Annotated in this window: 14 protein-coding genes and 1 tRNA gene; 8 read left to right on the forward strand and 7 right to left on the reverse strand. The window is 42.4% G+C overall.

Features of this window, described 5'->3' with window-relative positions; genetic code table 11:
• Window positions 1-32: 32 nt before the first annotated feature.
• The 4 genes from R8G66_27395 to R8G66_27410 all read right to left on the reverse strand — a co-directional run bounded on the left by R8G66_27395 (window position 33) and on the right by R8G66_27410 (window position 3,685).
• Window positions 33-305: a PqqD family protein gene (locus R8G66_27395; GenBank protein MDW3196128.1), complete on the reverse strand. Its 273-nt coding sequence runs from the start codon at window positions 303-305 to the stop codon at window positions 33-35.
• Between the two features lie 197 nt (window positions 306-502).
• A complete protein-coding gene (locus R8G66_27400) occupies window positions 503-646 on the reverse strand; it encodes a hypothetical protein (protein MDW3196129.1) in 144 nt (47 codons plus the stop codon).
• A gap of 211 nt (window positions 647-857) precedes the next feature.
• Window positions 858-2,765 (reverse strand): asparagine synthase-related protein, encoded by a 1,908-nt coding sequence (locus R8G66_27405; protein MDW3196130.1) that lies wholly within the window; start codon window positions 2,763-2,765, stop codon window positions 858-860.
• On the reverse strand, window positions 2,762-3,685 hold the full coding sequence (locus tag R8G66_27410; GenBank protein ID MDW3196131.1) for a hypothetical protein: 924 nt from the start codon (window positions 3,683-3,685) through the stop codon (window positions 2,762-2,764). The genes R8G66_27405 and R8G66_27410 overlap by 4 nt, the downstream gene beginning before the upstream one ends.
• Before the next feature lie 1,053 nt (window positions 3,686-4,738).
• On the opposite strand from R8G66_27410, the gene R8G66_27415 reads away from it, so the two are divergent.
• The 6 genes from R8G66_27415 (at window position 4,739) to R8G66_27440 (ending at window position 11,907) form a co-directional block, all read left to right on the forward strand.
• Window positions 4,739-4,811, forward strand: a tRNA-Lys gene (locus R8G66_27415).
• 590 nt (window positions 4,812-5,401) lie between these two features.
• The gene (locus R8G66_27420) at window positions 5,402-5,575 is read left to right on the forward strand and encodes a hypothetical protein (protein MDW3196132.1); all 174 of its coding nucleotides are present in this window, start codon (window positions 5,402-5,404) and stop codon (window positions 5,573-5,575) included.
• Between the two features lie 35 nt (window positions 5,576-5,610).
• The gene (locus R8G66_27425; protein ID MDW3196133.1) at window positions 5,611-6,726 is read left to right on the forward strand and encodes a slipin family protein; all 1,116 of its coding nucleotides are present in this window, start codon (window positions 5,611-5,613) and stop codon (window positions 6,724-6,726) included.
• Window positions 6,727-6,869: 143 nt separating this feature from the next.
• Window positions 6,870-7,817 (forward strand): hypothetical protein, encoded by a 948-nt coding sequence (locus R8G66_27430; protein MDW3196134.1) that lies wholly within the window; start codon window positions 6,870-6,872, stop codon window positions 7,815-7,817.
• 43 nt (window positions 7,818-7,860) lie between these two features.
• A complete protein-coding gene (locus R8G66_27435) occupies window positions 7,861-9,282 on the forward strand; it encodes an RtcB family protein (GenBank protein ID MDW3196135.1) in 1,422 nt (473 codons plus the stop codon).
• An 84-nt stretch (window positions 9,283-9,366) separates the two neighbouring features.
• On the forward strand, window positions 9,367-11,907 hold the full coding sequence (locus tag R8G66_27440) for a PQQ-dependent sugar dehydrogenase (protein ID MDW3196136.1): 2,541 nt from the start codon (window positions 9,367-9,369) through the stop codon (window positions 11,905-11,907).
• A gap of 125 nt (window positions 11,908-12,032) precedes the next feature.
• Here R8G66_27440 and R8G66_27445 read toward each other — a convergent pair whose 3' ends face one another.
• The 3 genes from R8G66_27445 to R8G66_27455 all read right to left on the reverse strand — a co-directional run bounded on the left by R8G66_27445 (window position 12,033) and on the right by R8G66_27455 (window position 13,700).
• Window positions 12,033-12,791, reverse strand: a complete 759-nt coding sequence (locus tag R8G66_27445; protein MDW3196137.1) for an SH3 domain-containing protein — start codon at window positions 12,789-12,791, stop codon at window positions 12,033-12,035.
• A 68-nt stretch (window positions 12,792-12,859) separates the two neighbouring features.
• Window positions 12,860-13,486 carry a DUF2807 domain-containing protein gene (locus R8G66_27450; protein MDW3196138.1) on the reverse strand — a complete coding sequence of 209 codons (627 nt, stop codon included), beginning with the start codon at window positions 13,484-13,486 and terminating at the stop codon, window positions 12,860-12,862.
• A 7-nt stretch (window positions 13,487-13,493) separates the two neighbouring features.
• On the reverse strand, window positions 13,494-13,700 hold the full coding sequence (locus tag R8G66_27455) for a hypothetical protein (protein MDW3196139.1): 207 nt from the start codon (window positions 13,698-13,700) through the stop codon (window positions 13,494-13,496).
• Window positions 13,701-13,979: 279 nt separating this feature from the next.
• On the opposite strand from R8G66_27455, the gene R8G66_27460 reads away from it, so the two are divergent.
• Both R8G66_27460 and R8G66_27465 read left to right on the forward strand, forming a co-directional pair.
• Window positions 13,980-15,032 carry a hypothetical protein gene (locus tag R8G66_27460; GenBank protein MDW3196140.1) on the forward strand — a complete coding sequence of 351 codons (1,053 nt, stop codon included), beginning with the start codon at window positions 13,980-13,982 and terminating at the stop codon, window positions 15,030-15,032.
• Between the two features lie 233 nt (window positions 15,033-15,265).
• Window positions 15,266-17,761, forward strand: a complete 2,496-nt coding sequence (locus tag R8G66_27465; GenBank protein MDW3196141.1) for a PAS domain S-box protein — start codon at window positions 15,266-15,268, stop codon at window positions 17,759-17,761.
• Window positions 17,762-17,797: the final 36 nt, after the last annotated feature.

Consider the following 17,797-nt stretch of genomic DNA (forward strand, 5'->3'; position numbering starts at 1 on the left):
CGTACATATGTAGTGAAAGACAATTGATAGCTTCAAGAAACAATGACCCAACCCTTTTCAGTAGATTCAGAAAGAAATTTCGTTACATCTTTTAAGCAAACATCATAATCAACATCATATTGAGAGCAAAGTGATTGACACAATTCTTGCACAGCGATTGGTTTGGAGATAGATTCCCAAATCACACTAGCGATTTCATCAAGGCTGATGTAATAGTTAGTTTCCGTATCCATGATGATGACCTCTTCCGCTATCGAAGAGAAGATTATTTGTTCATTCCGAACGACCTTGTTGGTTTCAAGCACGGATTTAATTCATTTGGAATGATTTAGAAAAGGATTTATTAACAACGAACAAATCACCGGTCACAGTGAGCCACTGTATAAGGATTTCCGTAAATTATTCAATAGAGCTAGTCGTAAAATACACCTACGACAATCTCAAATCAGATCGAGGCAATAAGACTGATACCTAAATAAAAATGAATAAAAGAAAGATACGATTATGAACCACTCCCAAAACCATCACTGACGGTGGCATTCGGTCCATAAGTTTCTTTGATGGACAATTTGGATTTAATATCAGGAGTATTCCACTTTTTGCGATCTCTGGTGACGCTAGAGATAGAAGTATTTTGTCTAGACATAACAGCTTTTTTGTAAAAATATAATCATTTCATGGTTCTCCCAAATATTCTTTTTCCATCAAAATCAAACTTATATTTAATAATTAATGGTAAGATGTGTTTGTAATTGTTTTGCTTCAATAATAAAGATTACCGACTTCTAAGCTTGAATGTGGTAATGCAATAAATTTCGAACCTCTTTGAAGTTGAATCTGGAAAACTGGTCGTGTTTTTAATCAAAAAAGTGTTTCATGAACATTGCAGCCGAGAAGCCTAAAGTTACGGAGTAATCATTGTTTTTTTCTACTCTGTTTTGTTGATACAAATCGCGAACAAGCTCCATTTGATTTAGAGAATTAATCAACACTTCATAGTCGATGAATCGATTCGTTAGCTCATTTTGACAACTTTCTAATTTACTCTTGATCAAGGCCTTGTTTTTAACCAACCTTCTGCTAAAATCCGGAGCAAAGATGCCTTTACTATGACGCCATTGTATTTTTTCAGGTAGTAATCCCTCCATAGCATACCTGATAAATCCTCTTTTCACACCATAGGGAGCCAATTGTGAAACAGGTAAGGCCATCATAAATTCCATGACTCGGATATCAATCAGCGGATTGACATAAGTTATATTGTGATAAGAGGATCTCGTTTCCATATCAGGAAAGACCGTCGGCCAAAACTGATTGTTGATGATTTCTGCGATATTGGCATGTATATTGACAGATGGATCGGAATAATAATAGTCATGGGTTTTTACCCTGTATTTTGTATGTTGCAACCATGAGGGGTGAACGGTATCAGGACGTTTGACATTATAATTTTTGGGTCGAATCTTGCGCCTGATAGATAGAGGTACCTGAGGGATTATTGCTTTATGCATGAAGTGTTTGATAACCGAATGGTTCTTCAGGTTTGCATAATAACGAAAAAGCTCAGCCCACGCTCCGGTGCGCAGTAGATGAGCTTCCAGGCCATTCCCGGAATAGGAAACCACCGCATCTCCCAGAACTCCCGTTAACATTAAGCGTACATTACTATTTTGACTTTTTAACGATCGATAAAAAGCTTCATCAATGTAATAAGCCCAGTAACTAGGTGTGTATGCTTTGCCTATTGCCTGCTCGTATTCCGGATAAGCTTCGTACTGTTCCTTATTAAAAACATAGTCGATTAAGATGTTCTCCTCTTGATCCAAAACCGCTTCAATATAAGGTCGTTCATCATCTTCCAAAAAATCTCCTTCAGTGGGCATCACCGATGAAGTTGCATATAGTAATTTTTGCTCCTTGGCCAGTTGTTGTGCGGCTATTACAGCCACGGAAGAAGAGTCGAGCCCCCCACTTAGTGCAATACCCACATCAAAATCAGTTGCCATTCGGCATGCAATGGCTTCTCCCAAAATTGTCTGGAAGTGTTCAGCATATTCCTCGAAATGTTTGTAACGTATTTCTTTTTGCCTGTCTAATTTCCAATATTTTGAGGTGCTAGTCGATTTATGGTCTTTGAGGAGGTAATGGCCACCGAATAATTGATAAACGTTTTTGAAAAAAGTTTCAGCCACCACATCTTCCTCTGTATTGATCCCTAATAGATGATAAATCATCCGTTCTTCGTTGAATAATTTCTCAACATCCGGATGCTCAACGATAGCTTTTATTTCAGATGCGAAAATGAAAGAGTCTTGAGTTTGATAATAAAACAGTGCTTTCATGCCAGTCTGATCTCTTATAGCATACAACCGTCTTCGATGCTGATCCCAGATAACACATGAAAAGTCCCCGATGAGGTGCTGAGCACATGATAGATCCCATTTCATGAATGCTTTAGCGATGAGAAGCGCATCTTGCATCAGCATCAATTCTTCCCGATTAATACCAAGCTTTCCGGCCAACTCTGATCTGTTATCCAGTCTGATATCACCCACTATTATATGATTTTGATACCGTAGGGGTTGCCGACAAAGCTGATCATTCCTAAAGGTCTTATTCAGGAGGAAACCCAATATCAATCCCTCATCTTCGTGTATTTGATGGGCATCTTCGCCGCGGTGTTTTAGATGCTTTTGGAAAGAGGATTTTATTTCTGGTGAGATAGGTTTCCTATCCCAGTTCACGTGTCCGTAAATCGCACTCATGAGGTGATCTGGGTTTGCTTGACTACCCGGTCGACTAATTCATCTAAAAGATTTAAATCTTTCGGCCTTTGTAAATGATAAATCGGTACCGCTTCAATTAATTTGGAGCAATATTCAAAATGCGCTTTTTCCAGTCCCAGAATTTTTACAGCATGATGTCTATAAGTGTGCTTAAGTAAAGCCTGTAGTTTATCCATGGTTGTCTTGGATCGTATTTGAATTCCTTTCAATTGGTCATTGAAGTCAATTTCAAAAATGGCTTTTATAGGGAATGAATTTTGTGTCACTTTTTTTGTCAATGGCACTTTGTATTTCGCACGTTCGTTACTCACAATCTCCAGCTCTTTAGTTGGTATATTAAAGTATGCTGTTGATTCTTCCCACAATTTCACTTGAGGAAAAGCATAGCTCACCCATGCTTGTTCTTTCTGCAGTTCAATGAGGCAAACATCATCTGAGATGATTGGAAAACCAGCTCGCATCATCAGTGTGGCCGTAGTAGATTTCCCAACTCCCGAATGTCCCATGAATAAAATAGCACCTTCATCAGTTGATATGGCACTTGCATGTATGGGGAATTGTGATTTGTTCAATAATAAAAAGGAAAGGACTGTACCTAACAAATGAGTCTTCATTTCCTGCAAAGAACTACCTTCTACCATCTTAACATATATCCGTTGACTATCTTGATGGATCATACTATCAAATAACCCCTGGAACGTTAATTGGATTTGACCCTGAGCACCGATCCGATAATCAAGATCCCGGTAATATTTACCTTCTTTGATCACCTCTTTGATTTCAGGTAGCTGTTTCACCATTGTTACCGTGACATGTGCCGATGTGTCCTGAGTTTGCTCCAGTTCATTTAGCTCAAAAGATGAAGCGATAATCAAGTTGTGCAATTGATAATAGAACATGCTGAAAACTATGCCAAATATTCGGGTATGTAGATACCTGAATATAATTTTAATCAGCTACTAAACAATTTAATGTGAAGGTTCTATCACAGAATCGACACAAATCCTAAAATCAAAGAATTCAATTTTTTCATAAAAATTAGAATATTATTTGGTTTTGTGAAATCATTGCTAGATACTTGCAACAACAAAAGAAAAACGAATTGAAAGAGTACAGACACATATCAGAAAGCGGCATCCCGGCACTAGTAGGGTTTAACCGTGATTTATGTAGGTACTTGGCCTGGTTTAGTTGAATTTACTAACTGTAGATAGATGAAACCCAGGTCAAAAGCCTGGGTTTTTTGTTTTCAATGAATTTGGACAAAATGAACATAAGACCAAATAATATTTTGTTGATGGAATTTTCAGCGCAGGATAGCTATGCCCTCGCCGGAAAGGAATTTTATTGGAAACACAAGGAATGACTGTGGTCAATCGCTAACGCATTGAAGCCCCGTTCATTCCCATGGACGGGGCTTTTTTATTTCACTGTATTAGTGATCGTTTTTTTGAATTTCGACTTGTGCAGTTGGCGCAAAACCAGGTTCGACCCCTGGCAAGTTGACGATGCGCTTCGATTTACTGAAGTGCATACCCGGCAGGAAGGGCAGAACGGGTGCTTCCTCTGAGATTGGAGAGTGGTTAGAGACCACAAGCCAGGTTCCGTTTGCCTGGTGATGTTTGGCAAAGCTCCTTTCGAGATGGGTAAAGGCTGGTTTTATAACCAAAACAAAACAACTATCGACCTAAACCTAGCCTTTTGGGAAGGGCATGAACGAATCGCTCATGATCTGCCCGGTGCACAGCCACCGGGCAGGCACCTTCCAAAGTGAAAAAACTGATCGAGGAGACGCCTTGATCGATATAAGATTTGACATGGTCTCAAAGGGCCCCCAGAACTGTCAGGTTGAGCCTGTCGAAACCTCATGCAAGGTTTGAAAATATATTTCGACACAGCTCAATATGACATTTATTGGATAAATGACCTTGAGACAATGATAGAATCAATATATGTCTGTAGCTCAACTGGTAGAGCACCATACTTTTAATATGGGACGTGTAGGTTCGACTCCTTCCAGGCATACGACTTATTTCTCTCTCTAGCACAAAAGGAAGTGCTGCGGTAAAAGTCTTTTTGAACGTAACCGTGTACTGTCTGGATGAAGTCGTCAATGCTTTGCGCATTGATGAATAGAATTTGCAGAAGCACCGAGAAACCTCTCAAATGAAGTTCAGTAGGGAAGCGCATTTAGAGCCAGACTAGCCCAGTACCATAGGGAGTCTCAGTTCGAATCTGAGGAGAGAGACGATTTATTCGGAAGTGAAGGCAACATGTGTGTTTCTGTATGGCACAATAGTGTCCGGCCAGTAGGTTGGGATATGCTGACAGATCCGAAGAATAGGTCGCCATACGTTGTGGATTGGGGGTTCGAGTCCTCCTCGATTAAAGATCGGTAGTCTAATGGTAAGACAACAACACATGCGCAGGTTCGAATCCTGCTTCTCACTTGAAACGGGGAATAGCTCAGTTGGCTAGAGCACCACTTTGTTAACGTGGGTTAGAAGTCACCCAATCTTCTTTAAAAATGGGTCTTTTGTCACAAAAGCTGGGCCTTTCACGACCTGAAGTTCCGGATTTCGATCCGGAATGGGGAAGCGTCAGATAGGCCGGGCATGGAGGATACCGTAAAGCTCAATTTTCAGGCTTTGCTATTCGACGATCCATGGAGCATCTGGATTTTAACCTGGATGAAAGTGGTGATTTCTATCGCAAACTTTGAAAAAGTAAGCCTTACTCAATCGATGCTTCGCCCATCCAATGCGGTGGTGATTCGCCTTGCTTTTTAGTATAGCACTTTAGTGATCTTTTAAATAAAACAGAAATGATAAGAGTCAGAATCAATGTCGGAAAAGTGGGTCTCGTCTTCAGAAGAGGAGATTACCATCGCGTGATCACTGAAGGGGTACATTGGGTGGCTCTCTTCGATCAAGTAGTGATTTACGATCGTAGCATGCCCTTCCAGCCTAAAGCGGATGGAAAAGCCAATTACGAACTGAACATTCTATTGCGAGATGCGCAATTGAAGCAGGAATTGGCAGTAGCTGAGGTGCGAGATAACGAAATCACACTCATGTACGAAGATGGTCTATTCACCAAAGTATTACCTCCAGGTCAGTATGCTTACTGGAAAGGTGTCAAGGAATACTCATTCCAGCACGTCGATTTGAGCAAAATTGACATCACCGAACCAATTGACGTGAGCATTCTCAACAGGTATGAATTAACTCCATACGTCCGAAGATTTGTCGTGGAGCCTTACGAGCGTGGGGTCTTGTACGTGGATGGACGTTTCGAGAAAATGCTTGCAGGGGGTATTTACTACTTCTGGAAGAATGCACAAAAGGTCAATGTAGATACGGTGGACATGAGACAAACCCAGGCTGAGGTACTGGGGCAGGAGATCCTTACCAAGGATAAAGCGGCTATCCGTGTCAACTTCCTGGGAAACTACCAGGTGGAAGATGTGGAAAAAGCCCTGGTGGAGAACAAAAACTTCACCCTTCAGCTGTACACTGCTATGCAAATTGCACTACGTGAATTTGCTGGCACCTTCACCCTGGACGAGTTGCTGGGGAAAAAGGAACAGCTGGGTGTGTTTGTTCGAGATGCCATCAAGGACAAGGCAGCTGACCTTGGTGTGAAGATCATCGATTGCGGTGTGAAGGACATTGTGCTACCCGGAGACATGAAAGAGATCATGAACCAGGTGCTGATGGCCGAGAAACAAGCGCAAGCTAACGTCATCATGAGGCGTGAAGAAACAGCTTCTACCAGAAGCTTGCTCAACACCGCCAAATTGATGGAGGAGAACGAGATGTTGTTCAAACTGAAAGAGATGGAGTATGTTGAGAAAATCGCAGAGAAAGTCGGTGAGATCACCGTTGCTGGAAACGGCCAGATGATCGACCAGCTTAGGGAGATTTTCATCAACAGGTAGACTGACAAGTTTAATTGAAATCAAAAGGAGTTAGGCTTAACAACCCACCTCCAACTCCTCCCAGGAGGAGAGAAAAGGTGTCCTTTTGATCTCAGAACTTAAGAAGATGGTTGGTCTACCCATCTCTCTTTCCATGAGAAATCATGACACCCACAGAAGTAGACTTTATAACAAAAACCATAGAAACCGAGGAAAAATCATTCGGCTATCAAAAAGATCAATATGCCTTTGACTTGCTCTCACTATACACAGAGAACGGAAAAGATGTAAATGCTATCAGAAATTCCCGATTCGGACATTTGCTCGAAAAGCCAATGGTGAAAGAAGTGATGGCCTCCAGAGGGTCAAAAAAGCTGAATGAATTGTTTTGTAACCAGCAATGGAAGCAGCAAAAACAGTTCAATTACACCATCGACACCTGGGGCAAATACACGAAACACCGCAATGATGATTGGTACCAAACCTCACGGTCAGGCATCAATCTGGTGCTGCAATTGAATTTCGATTTCGAGCATAACACGAAGTATTTTCAATACCTCAATCCGAACAAGGATTACCACCCTTTCGTCTGGAATTGTCATCCCGTCAAAAAAGGAGGCGGATTCACGATGGCCTGGGCCAGATTGGATGTAGACCTGGATACTGGTGAGGCGCTAATTGAGGAAATACAAACCGATTGGCTACGAGAAGCGAGAGACGATGCAGAAGAAGCCAGAAACATCATCCGTAAGGATAAGCATAAGCAGAACTGGCTGAAAAATAAAAGTTGGAGAAGCATGCTTACTTATTACGAAGAGCATCTGATGGAGTACATAAAACTCTGGGATGAAGCGGTATTGGATGCAAGTCTGATGTTTCTGATCAAGGAACTAGGCTGCCGATCGATCTATTATCACACGTTCGAAACAGGCTGTCAGTTGAAAGGCTTGGGTCAAGCTTATTCCAGGCCTCCGAGATCGCTTTACACCAGGCTTCCAAAGAAGTTTGGTTTTCGGGAAACCGATGAAGCTCCGACGTTACTGAAAAAGGAGAAACTATTGAAAAAACGCCTGAGGGACCGATCTCTCAGGTGGTATGAGATGAATTTATAATGGGATTGCAGGTGATAAGGCCTGCTCCCTTAACTTTATTACCATGTCAGCGAACAAAATTACCGGCAAGCAATTGCGCAACATCGGATTCCCGGAAGGGCGGATCATCGCGGTGGCCATGTCTGTGATGGGTGAATATTACAAAGGGAAAAGCAAGGTATTCAAGATGTCTTTGCTCAGGAAAGTAGTAGAATCACCGGCCATGTACATCAAGCATGAAACGTTAGGGCCGATTGCAAAAGGCCTTTTGATCCGAGTGGAAGGCCAAAAAGAGCAACAAATGCGCAGCAAGAGGACCCCCTATGCGATATACGGAATGGAGGGTATTGAGCCTGGTGCCATCAATCAAATGGAAATTGCCATGAAATTGCCGGTAGCCGAAGCAGGTGCCTTGATGCCGGATGCACACCAGGGTTATGGCTTACCAATTGGTGGCGTATTGGCCACAAAAAATGCCGTGATCCCTTATGGAGTGGGTGTCGATATTGGCTGCAGAATGTGCATGACACTTTACGATATCCCAGCCGTTTTCGAAAGGACGCATACGGATCGCATGAAAAAGATGCTAATCGATAATGCGCGATTTGGCAATGCTTCATTCGACCGACCGATGGACCATGAGGTACTGCATCGATCACTTTTCGGTGAGATCAACATCCTGAAAGGACTGAAAGATCGTGCACATAAGCAGATTGGCTCTTCAGGAGGTGGCAACCACTTCGTAGAATTCGGGGTGGCCGAGATTATGGATGAAAACAATGAGTGGGACCTTCCTGTCGGCAAGTACTTATCTGTGTTAACCCATTCTGGCTCACGAGGACTAGGTGCCAATATTGCTCGTCACTACACCAAGTTGGCGATGGATACCTGCACACTACCTTCCGAAGCCAAGCACCTGGCTTGGCTGAATCTGGATCAGGAAAACGGACAAGAATACTGGGCCGCCATGAATTTGGCCGGGGATTATGCTTCGGCATGTCATCACCACATCCATGAGCGGATGGCCAAATCCCTGGGAGATCGACCGCTGGCAATGATCGAAAACCACCACAACTTCGCCTGGAAAGAACAGGACGAAGCGGGTAATGAGCTCATTGTACACCGAAAGGGGGCTACTCCTGCAGGAAAAGGCGTACTTGGCATCATTCCCGGATCAATGACCTCACCGGGGTTCATTGTGCGAGGAAAAGGAGAAATGGCAGCCATCAATTCTGCTTCACACGGAGCAGGACGGGTCATGTCTCGACGAAAGGCCAAGGAAACTTTGTCTAAAATGGAAGTGGATCAACACTTAAAAGCAGCCGGGATCGAATTGATCGGCTCTGGTTTGGATGAAGCACCGATGGTGTACAAAAACATCCATGAAGTGATGGCCCGGCAAGAAAGCCTGGTTGAAGTAGTTGGCTCTTTCACACCGAAAGTCGTACGTATGTGTGGCGACCAGAGGTTCGGAGAAGTAGATTAATAAGATGCGGTCGTCTAAAATTTGGCGACCGCATTGATTTGTTCTCCTTAGGTCAACTATTTTTGTTAAGGATTAGAGGAGGTAATGAGATACAATTCAACAAAGTCAATCGGCATTTATTTTCTTTCAGCTTTTGTTTTGCTATTACTGCTGGGTTGGAAATCCCAAACCCTTTCTTTGTTTGGCCAGACCGAAAGAAGAGGCCCATTCCTCGATGGGAAATTTCCTCGTTTCGCACCTGTTCCCTGGAAATTCCAACAAATCGGATTCATTCCGGTGGATAATGATTTTTTTACTCGAGTAGAAAGAATTCCCAGGACTTCCCGCTTCGTAGGTCTTACCAAAAATGGGAAGGTGCTATCCTTTGAAGAAAGTCCTATGGGTTCGGATGTCAAGGAGCTACTTGACCTTAGTTCGCAACTTTCTATCCAACATGAGGCCGGCTTGATGGGCATCACTTTTCACCCGGAGTTTAACGACATTTCAAGCTCCCATTACCGCGAACTCTTTCTTTATTACACCTACGTATACACCGAAGAATTGCCCATCTATGATCGATTGTCTCGTTTCAAAATGAGTGACAATCTGGAGAACATTCTTCTGGATTCAGAGGAGATCCTCATCCAGCAAATAGACAGAGATCATAACCACAATGCCGGAGACCTGTTTTTTGACAATGACGGCTATTTGTACCTGGCTGTAGGGGACGAAGGCAAATGGGATAACTTTTACGGCAATGCCCAAAAAACCAATGAAGGCCTATTCTCCGGTTTGTTGCGGATCGATCCGGATATGGATGCTTCCCGGTCCCACGCCATCAGACGATTCCCGATCAAAGATCATATTCCTGAAGGTTTCCCGGATAACATCAACGAAAACTACCTGATCCCAAATGACAATCCATGGGTTGATGCATCTGCGAATAATTTGGAAGAATTTTATGCCATTGGACTGAGAAATCCCTGGGCTACGTATTATGATTCTTCTACGGATGAGATCTGGGTAGCAGATGTCGGAGATGGAAGGGTGGAAGAGATCAATCTCATCGAAAAAGGGGCCAATGGCCAATGGGCTTATCAGGAAGGCCTGCTGTCAAATCCACTTCACGCAAAACCTGCTGAAATCACCGGAATTGAAACACCTCCCATATTTACTTATGATCATGAACAGGGAAATGCGGTAATTGGCGGTCTGGTTTACTATGGTGAAAAGTATCCCGAACTGGGTGGCAACTATCTGTTTGCCGATTGGGAAAGTGGCAATGTCTGGGCCCTTGAAAGAACTACGGAAGTACAAGTCACACTACTCAACCGAGGACCTCAGCGGATCATTGACTTTTTCGTCACAACTGATGGCTCTATTTGTGTCATCCTGATGAGTGGACAGATCCTAGAGTTACAAAAAAATGAAATCACTGAAATCATTCCATCAAGACTTACCGAGCTTGACGTATTTGAGGACTTAGCTGCATTGACTGCTGCCAATGGTATATTCCCCTATGAAATCAATTCGCCATTGTGGTCAGATGGAGCTATAAAACGCCGGTGGATCGCTTTACCACAAAACAGAACCATTGCTTTTCAAGATGAAGATCCCTGGAATTTCCCAAAGGGCACGGTTTTCATCAAGCACTTCGAACAAGCCATCCACATGGATTCTACCAAAAACCTGGAAACACGCTTTTTTGTCATTGATGACGAAAGGCAGGGATATGGACTTACCTATCGCTGGAATGAAGACGATTCAGATGCTTTTTTGATTGGGATCGATGAAGAGGTCTCAGATACCTTGATGGTGCAAGATGTCCTCGGAGAACAGGAATGGGTCTGGAACTATCCCACAAGATCCCAATGTATGCGTTGCCACAACCCTTCTGCGGATTTTGTATTGGGGGTAAAAACCGGTCAATTGAACCGAGAAGTGATGCATGAAGGAGAGGCCTGGAATCAACTGGAACTCTGGCAAGCTTCAGGCTTATTTGATCAGGACCTTGCGGCCGATACATTATTAAAAATGTACGCCATCAACGATGCATCCGCATCACTGGAAGATCGAGTACGTTCCTATCTGGATGCAAATTGCAGTCACTGCCACGATGGGCGCCCGGGTGTCACGCAATTTGATGCTCGTTTTACGACTCCCTTAACGGATGCCCAGATCATCGATGGTGAAGTATTCAGCTCCAATTCGATAGACGGCAATAAGATCATTGCACCTGGAAATGAAAGACGATCCGAAATGCTCATTCGAGACGAAAGCCTGAGCGACAATCAAATGCCGCCGATCGCTCGCGAAGTATTAGATACTACTTATTTGAATACGCTAAAAGATTGGATCAATGAACTGAGTGTGTTGTCCAATCATCCTTCACTAGTCGAAAATATCGTCACGGTATATCCCAACCCCATTACTACAGAATCTTTTATCATGCAGTCCAGGGCTGCGATCAATTCCATGGCTTTGGTGGACCTCAATGGCAGGACCATTCCTGTCAGTTTTACTCAGGAATACGCCGAAAACAGAATGCGGGTCTTCCTCAAAGATGAAACCATGGAAGGCATTTTCCTCTTGATCGTCGATACCGCCGAAGGTCAGGAAACGAAAAGGCTGATGGTGTCCAGGTAATCAATTCAGGGCCTGAAAGAAGATAAACGCAGATAGCAAACCTTCATTAAGGTTTTATAATTGAAACTATTCTTGATGAAGAAGCCTGACTATTTCGCAAGCTACTTTATAGAAAATGGTAAGGCCTATTGAATAGAATCAGTGGCTACGCTATCGATCGCTACCTCATCAGGTTTCGAGGCACTCAATGAATTAAAACTAGCCTGAATGAAGGGCATAAATTTCGAAGTTCTAAGATCAGAGTTATCCAAAATTTCTTTCAATTTCTCTACTTGTTTGACCGGATCTTCTTCCGTCAAGGCCAGTCTTCCAAATTTAGCCACGGCCACATCTACAGCGTCTTTAGACAGCTTATTTCCTTTTACCCATCCTGTGCTAATCCATGTGCCTTCTTTTCTTTTTCCCGTTACTTCTACCCATTCACTTTGGGTGTTGGTAATAGCAACTATATCCATTTGTGAAAATTCATCCTCTGTTACTGTCAACAAGTCAGGACGTCTATAGATGGTATTGCTCTCCAGAAAAACAGCTACTTCACCATCGGGAATGATGAAATCTTTTCGCGACCAACCTTCCGTTCCATCTGTTAGTTTGATCTTCGAGTAGGTTTTTTTGGCGTCCTGAGCATCTGGCGCATCTTCTCCCAGATATTCCAACACCTCACCCTTACTGATACTCGTTAGCCATTTGCCTTTTGCATCTGCAGTAGCTCGTACGGACACTTCATCCCAAATACACACGGCTTTTGTAGCAATAACTTCTGGTTCTGTTGGCTCAGGTGATGTCGTTTCAGCCACATCAGCACCGGACTGTTCGGAGCCAGAACCGCATGCAAACATGAAGATAGAAATAGAAGCGACAACCAGGTATTTTGTAAGATTCATTTGTTTTGATGGTTAGATTTCTCCGCTATTCTAACCATTAATCTTCAAAATTCCTCATAAGTCTTCCGCTATCTCCTGCGAATATCACTATCTCCAAGAATGAGTCCTCTTTCCAGATAAGCGCCACCATGATATTGAATATCAGCATCTCCGAAGGCAACTACCTTGATCACATCTTTCGCATTGAATGAAAATTCTCCATCCCCGAAACTGGTGGTTTTCGTGAAATCTGCCTCATAATCGCGGGCTTTCACTTCATTATCTCCAAAACTCAGGTATTTCTGTTTGATGGATTTTCCACCATCGATCTCCAGGCGATTATCACCATACATGGATGCTTTGAAAAAGTCTGCCTCTACACCCATCAATAATACCTGATTGTCACCGTATGCTTTCAATTTGAATCGTTTCCCCTTCAATGAACTCTCACAGACGACCCTTTGATCCCCCCGGACTGACAATTTCTTTAACGTCTTATAAGTAACATAAGCCGTGATGTCTGCATGTTTATAAGCTTCGAGGCTCATGCCATTTTCCCGAATATTCCTGGGAGTAAGTCGAGATCCTTCCAGATAGATTCTGAGTGTGTTACCGTCAACATCCACGTGAATATCATTTTCATCTACTCTCCGGCTAGTGATCTCAACCTTTTCTTCCGGACCTTCTTGCAGGACTACATTGATGTATGGGCTCACAATCAATTTATTGAATGGTATAACCGGAAAATCCTTCTTGTCTTGCGCTGAAGTCACCGTAACCAAACAAATAACGAAGCAAAGAGTAAGCGTTGAGTTGATCAATTTCATAATTCTGAAGTTTAGAGACCTGGCCTCCATTTCCAGGAGGCCAAATCATTTTTTGAGTAATGACCTGACTATAAGATGCAGGAATTCTCAAAAGGTTGCCCATCGATGAAAAAATTCTAAATAATTACGAGTCTATTTTTTCTGTCGTGTCTCCGACATTAATCCTCCACCCCACCAAATTGGCCAAATTCGAGAGTTATTTGGCATTTAAGGTTCACTTCAATATTCTACTGTTTCATCCTATAAATTCTCGAAATACTCCAAATAGTTGCTTTCAATGATAGTTCCAGACGCTGCTTGCCTCGATAGTTTAGCAATTCTATGAACCGGAAAAGAGTGTTCACTGCACCAAACGAATTTTAATTATAACACTGCACAAGCCATGTCCATTAGCCACATTAGATCCATTGCCCCGAGACAGGCAGAAGGAGAGGTAAAAGAAATTTACCAACAGTTGAAAACAGAGATGGGAGATGTTGTTGAACCCATTTCTCTGCACGCCATAATACCAGATTTGCTGAAGGGCATCTGGGGAATTCTCCGGGAAACAGTCATCATTGAAGATGCAACGAGCAGAAAGATCAAAGAAGCAGTCGGAGCAGCAGTATCTGCCAGCAACGAATGCCCTTACTGTGTTGATGCCCACACGATCATGATTATAGGCTTAAAGGACAAATTGGTAGCAGATGCGATCGTCAAGAAGGACCTGGACCTGATCAAGGATGATGAAGTAAGAAAAATCGTCAATTGGGCCTTCAACACCAGAAACTTCAAATCAATGACGGTGAACAATCCGCCTTTCGATTCCAAACAGGCAGCTGAAATCATTGGAACTGCAGTCTTTTTCCATTACCTCAACAGGCTAGTAACTATCTTCCTGGGACCTACCATTTTACCACTGAACATTAATTTCTTCAAGGGCATTATGAAATCCATGGCTGCGAAGATGTTTTCAGGAGTACTTAATTCCGAGAAAAAAGAAGGAGAACACAAAGGGAATTATTCAAACATCAAAGGATTGTATTGGGCATCTGGAAATCCTCGAGTCGAATATGTCTTCACCTACTTCTTTCATGTAGTATCGGAATTGGCCGAAGAGCACATTCCTGAAGAAGTCCGGAGCTTCATGAAAGATCAGATCATTGATTGGGATGGATCTGACATGGAAAATACCAGAGATCTTGACACGGTGGTATCTGTGGTTTCTCCTAAGAATCAGCCACTGGCCCGAATGCTGTATTTGACAGCTTTCTCTCCTCATAGAATTCAGGATTACCATTTCAAAGAATTCCACATGTTCTATAAAGGGAAAGATGAACAAATCCTTGCCTCCTTGAGTTGGGCTAGCTTATTGACTTCCATCAGAATTGGTGACCGGCTAGGGGTAAAATTTAAATACGAACAAAAGACAACATCTAAGAAAGCTGCAGTGTAAATACCTACTGAAGCAAATTACTCAGGGGGTAAAGCTCCCTGATCTTATTATAAGAAAATTGAATTTACTGACAGGTTTAGATCATTAATTAATCATAAAACTTGATTATTTTGAGGAGAAAAGAAGGTGTTTCGATTCGATCACCTTTTTTAATTATTTCTGAGCCGGCCTGGAATCTAATTGCACAAGAAACCCTTGTGCATGTCACTTGTCAAGAATAAAAGAATCGTGACATGCAAGAACCCATTGATGATGGCTTACCAATCGGCCTGGTATATATCAGGGAAGGCAATTTGTCTTACTTCAATGTGCAATTCCAGCAATTGACCGGTATAGTACCGTCCAGTGATTCACCATTATTCGAAAGTTTAATTCATCCCGATAGCCTCGCTCATTATCAAAGCACACTCAAGCATACTCCAGACCGGTTTGACATTCCTATCAAAATGGCAAACACGGAGAAATGGATACGACTGAGTCACAAACACAACGAATCCTTCCCTCCCGGACTTAAACTATACCTTTCAGAAGATGTAACTGAAAGTCAACTGAAGGATCTTCTGATCAAGAGCATCACGGAGGAATTCACCGAGAATGATCGTTCGATTTTTTCAACCATTGTCTTAAAGATCAGTGATCTGCTCAATGTGAAATATGCCCTGATTGGCATCGCAGATGATTCCATGCACAAGATCACAACACGGGCTTTGTGTCACAATCATGAAATCCTGGAAAATTTCAGCTATGAGATTGAAGGCATGCCTTGTGGAGAAGTCCTGACGCAAGGTGTGTTCTGCCTCTCTGACGAAATAAGCCTGAAAAATAACATTAACAACAGCGCATTTGGGCCAGATATCGAATCTTATATTGGTATAGGCCTCACGAATGATCAAGGTGAGACCATCGGACATTTTTGTCTGATTGACAATAAGCCTATTGAAAGTATGGAGCTTGTCCAGTCGCTGTTAGAACTATTTGCTTCACGACTTTCCCTTGAACTGCAAAAGGAATCACAACAAAAGGAGATCGAGTCTAGTCTTGAGAAATATCAAAGCCTATTCGAATATAGTGTTGAAGCAAAGTTTGTGTATGACAGCATTCAGAACAAGTACCTGACGGTAAATCAGGCGGCCATCAATTTATTCGGTTACTCCAAAGAGGAATTCCAATCACTGACTCCTTTTGATCTAAAACCTGCCCAGGTATTTAATGAATCAGTGGATGAAAATATAAACAGGTCAATTGAACATGTCATAAATCATGGCTTTTTACGAGAAGAAAGCCTGAATATGAAATCAGACGGTACCGTTTTTGAGACAGAAATCACCGTTTCATTATTGAATCAGGAAAAAAAGCATTTCCTCATTTCTTTCCTGGATATCAGCGACCGCAAAAAAGCAGAAAGAGGAGTGATCAGGAGCAAAGAAAGATTCAGGAACCTTTTCCAGTTTGCCTATGAGGCCAAATTCGTATTGGATACCAGCAATAATCGTATTCTGGACGCGAATATCGCGGCCTGTACATTGTTCGGATACAATAAGTCTCAATTGCTTGAACTTACCCCTTTTGATTTGATCCCTCCGGATATGGATAAAGCAGATTTAGCACATTCCATTTCAAGGGCACTAGAAGTAATTTCCGGAGAAGGAAATTTCACCATTGGAGAAACACAACGCTTGAAATCAGATGGTACTGTTTTCGATGCAGAAGTAGCCCTTTCGTCCCTGGAGCACGACAGCAAAAAGATACTGGTATCTGTCAGAGACATTTCTGCTCGTAAACAGGTAGAACGACAGCTTACCAAATATCGGGATCATCTGGAGGACCTGGTCCAGTCAAGAACCTCTGAGATCAAATCTCTGAATTTAGAATTGCAAGGTACCAATTCAGAATTGGAACAATCAATTGCCAGGCTTTCTGTTCAAAAGAAGGAATTAGAAAATACGCTGGAGGAACTAAGAAGAACACAAAATCAGGTAATTCAGGCGGAAAAAACCGCCGCATTAGGCGTTTTCACGATGGGCGTAGCACATGAAATGAACAATTCCCTGAACCTGATCCATGGTGCTAAAAATGTCATCAATCTCGAATTGAATCATCTCAATAATATTCCACAAGATGTAGCCGATGAGATTGGAAAAGCCCTTGAATGGATTGAAGAAGGTTCGGATCGAGCGACCAATATCGTAAAAGGCCTTTCAGCTTATGCACAGCAAGGGGCGGATGTCCGAAGATCTACCACCATTGATGAAATCCTAAAAAGTGCTATATCAATTTTCAATGGCAGGCTGGATAATGAAATGGAAATCCATTCTACCTACGATGCCAATTTTCCATTGGAAGTTTATGCCGATCGACTCCATAAAGTGTTTATTAATTTATTGGACAATGCCATATATTTTACTCAACACCGAAAAAAAGCAGACTTGCCTAAAACCATCGAAGTGAAGAGTGAAATCAATCAAGTCACTAAAAATGTCCTGGTTTCTTTTCACAATTACGGGGATAAAATAGATCAACAAATCATCGGAAAGATTTTCGACCCACTCTTTTCGACCAAGGAGATTGGAGAAGGTGCTGGCCTGGGACTAACGGTTGCTTATTCTTTTGTTAGTCAACACAATGGATCAATTGAAGCTCATAACCAGAATGATGGGGTGAAAATGGTTATTTCTATTCCTCTCGAAATTCAGTTTCATGATAGTCTGCAGATCCAGAAAGAAACCTAACACCTTAAGATACTGCTAATTTTATAAGCATATGCT

It is taken from the genome of Cytophagales bacterium, from assembly GCA_033344775.1.
Classification (GTDB): domain Bacteria; phylum Bacteroidota; class Bacteroidia; order Cytophagales; family Cyclobacteriaceae; genus JAWPMT01.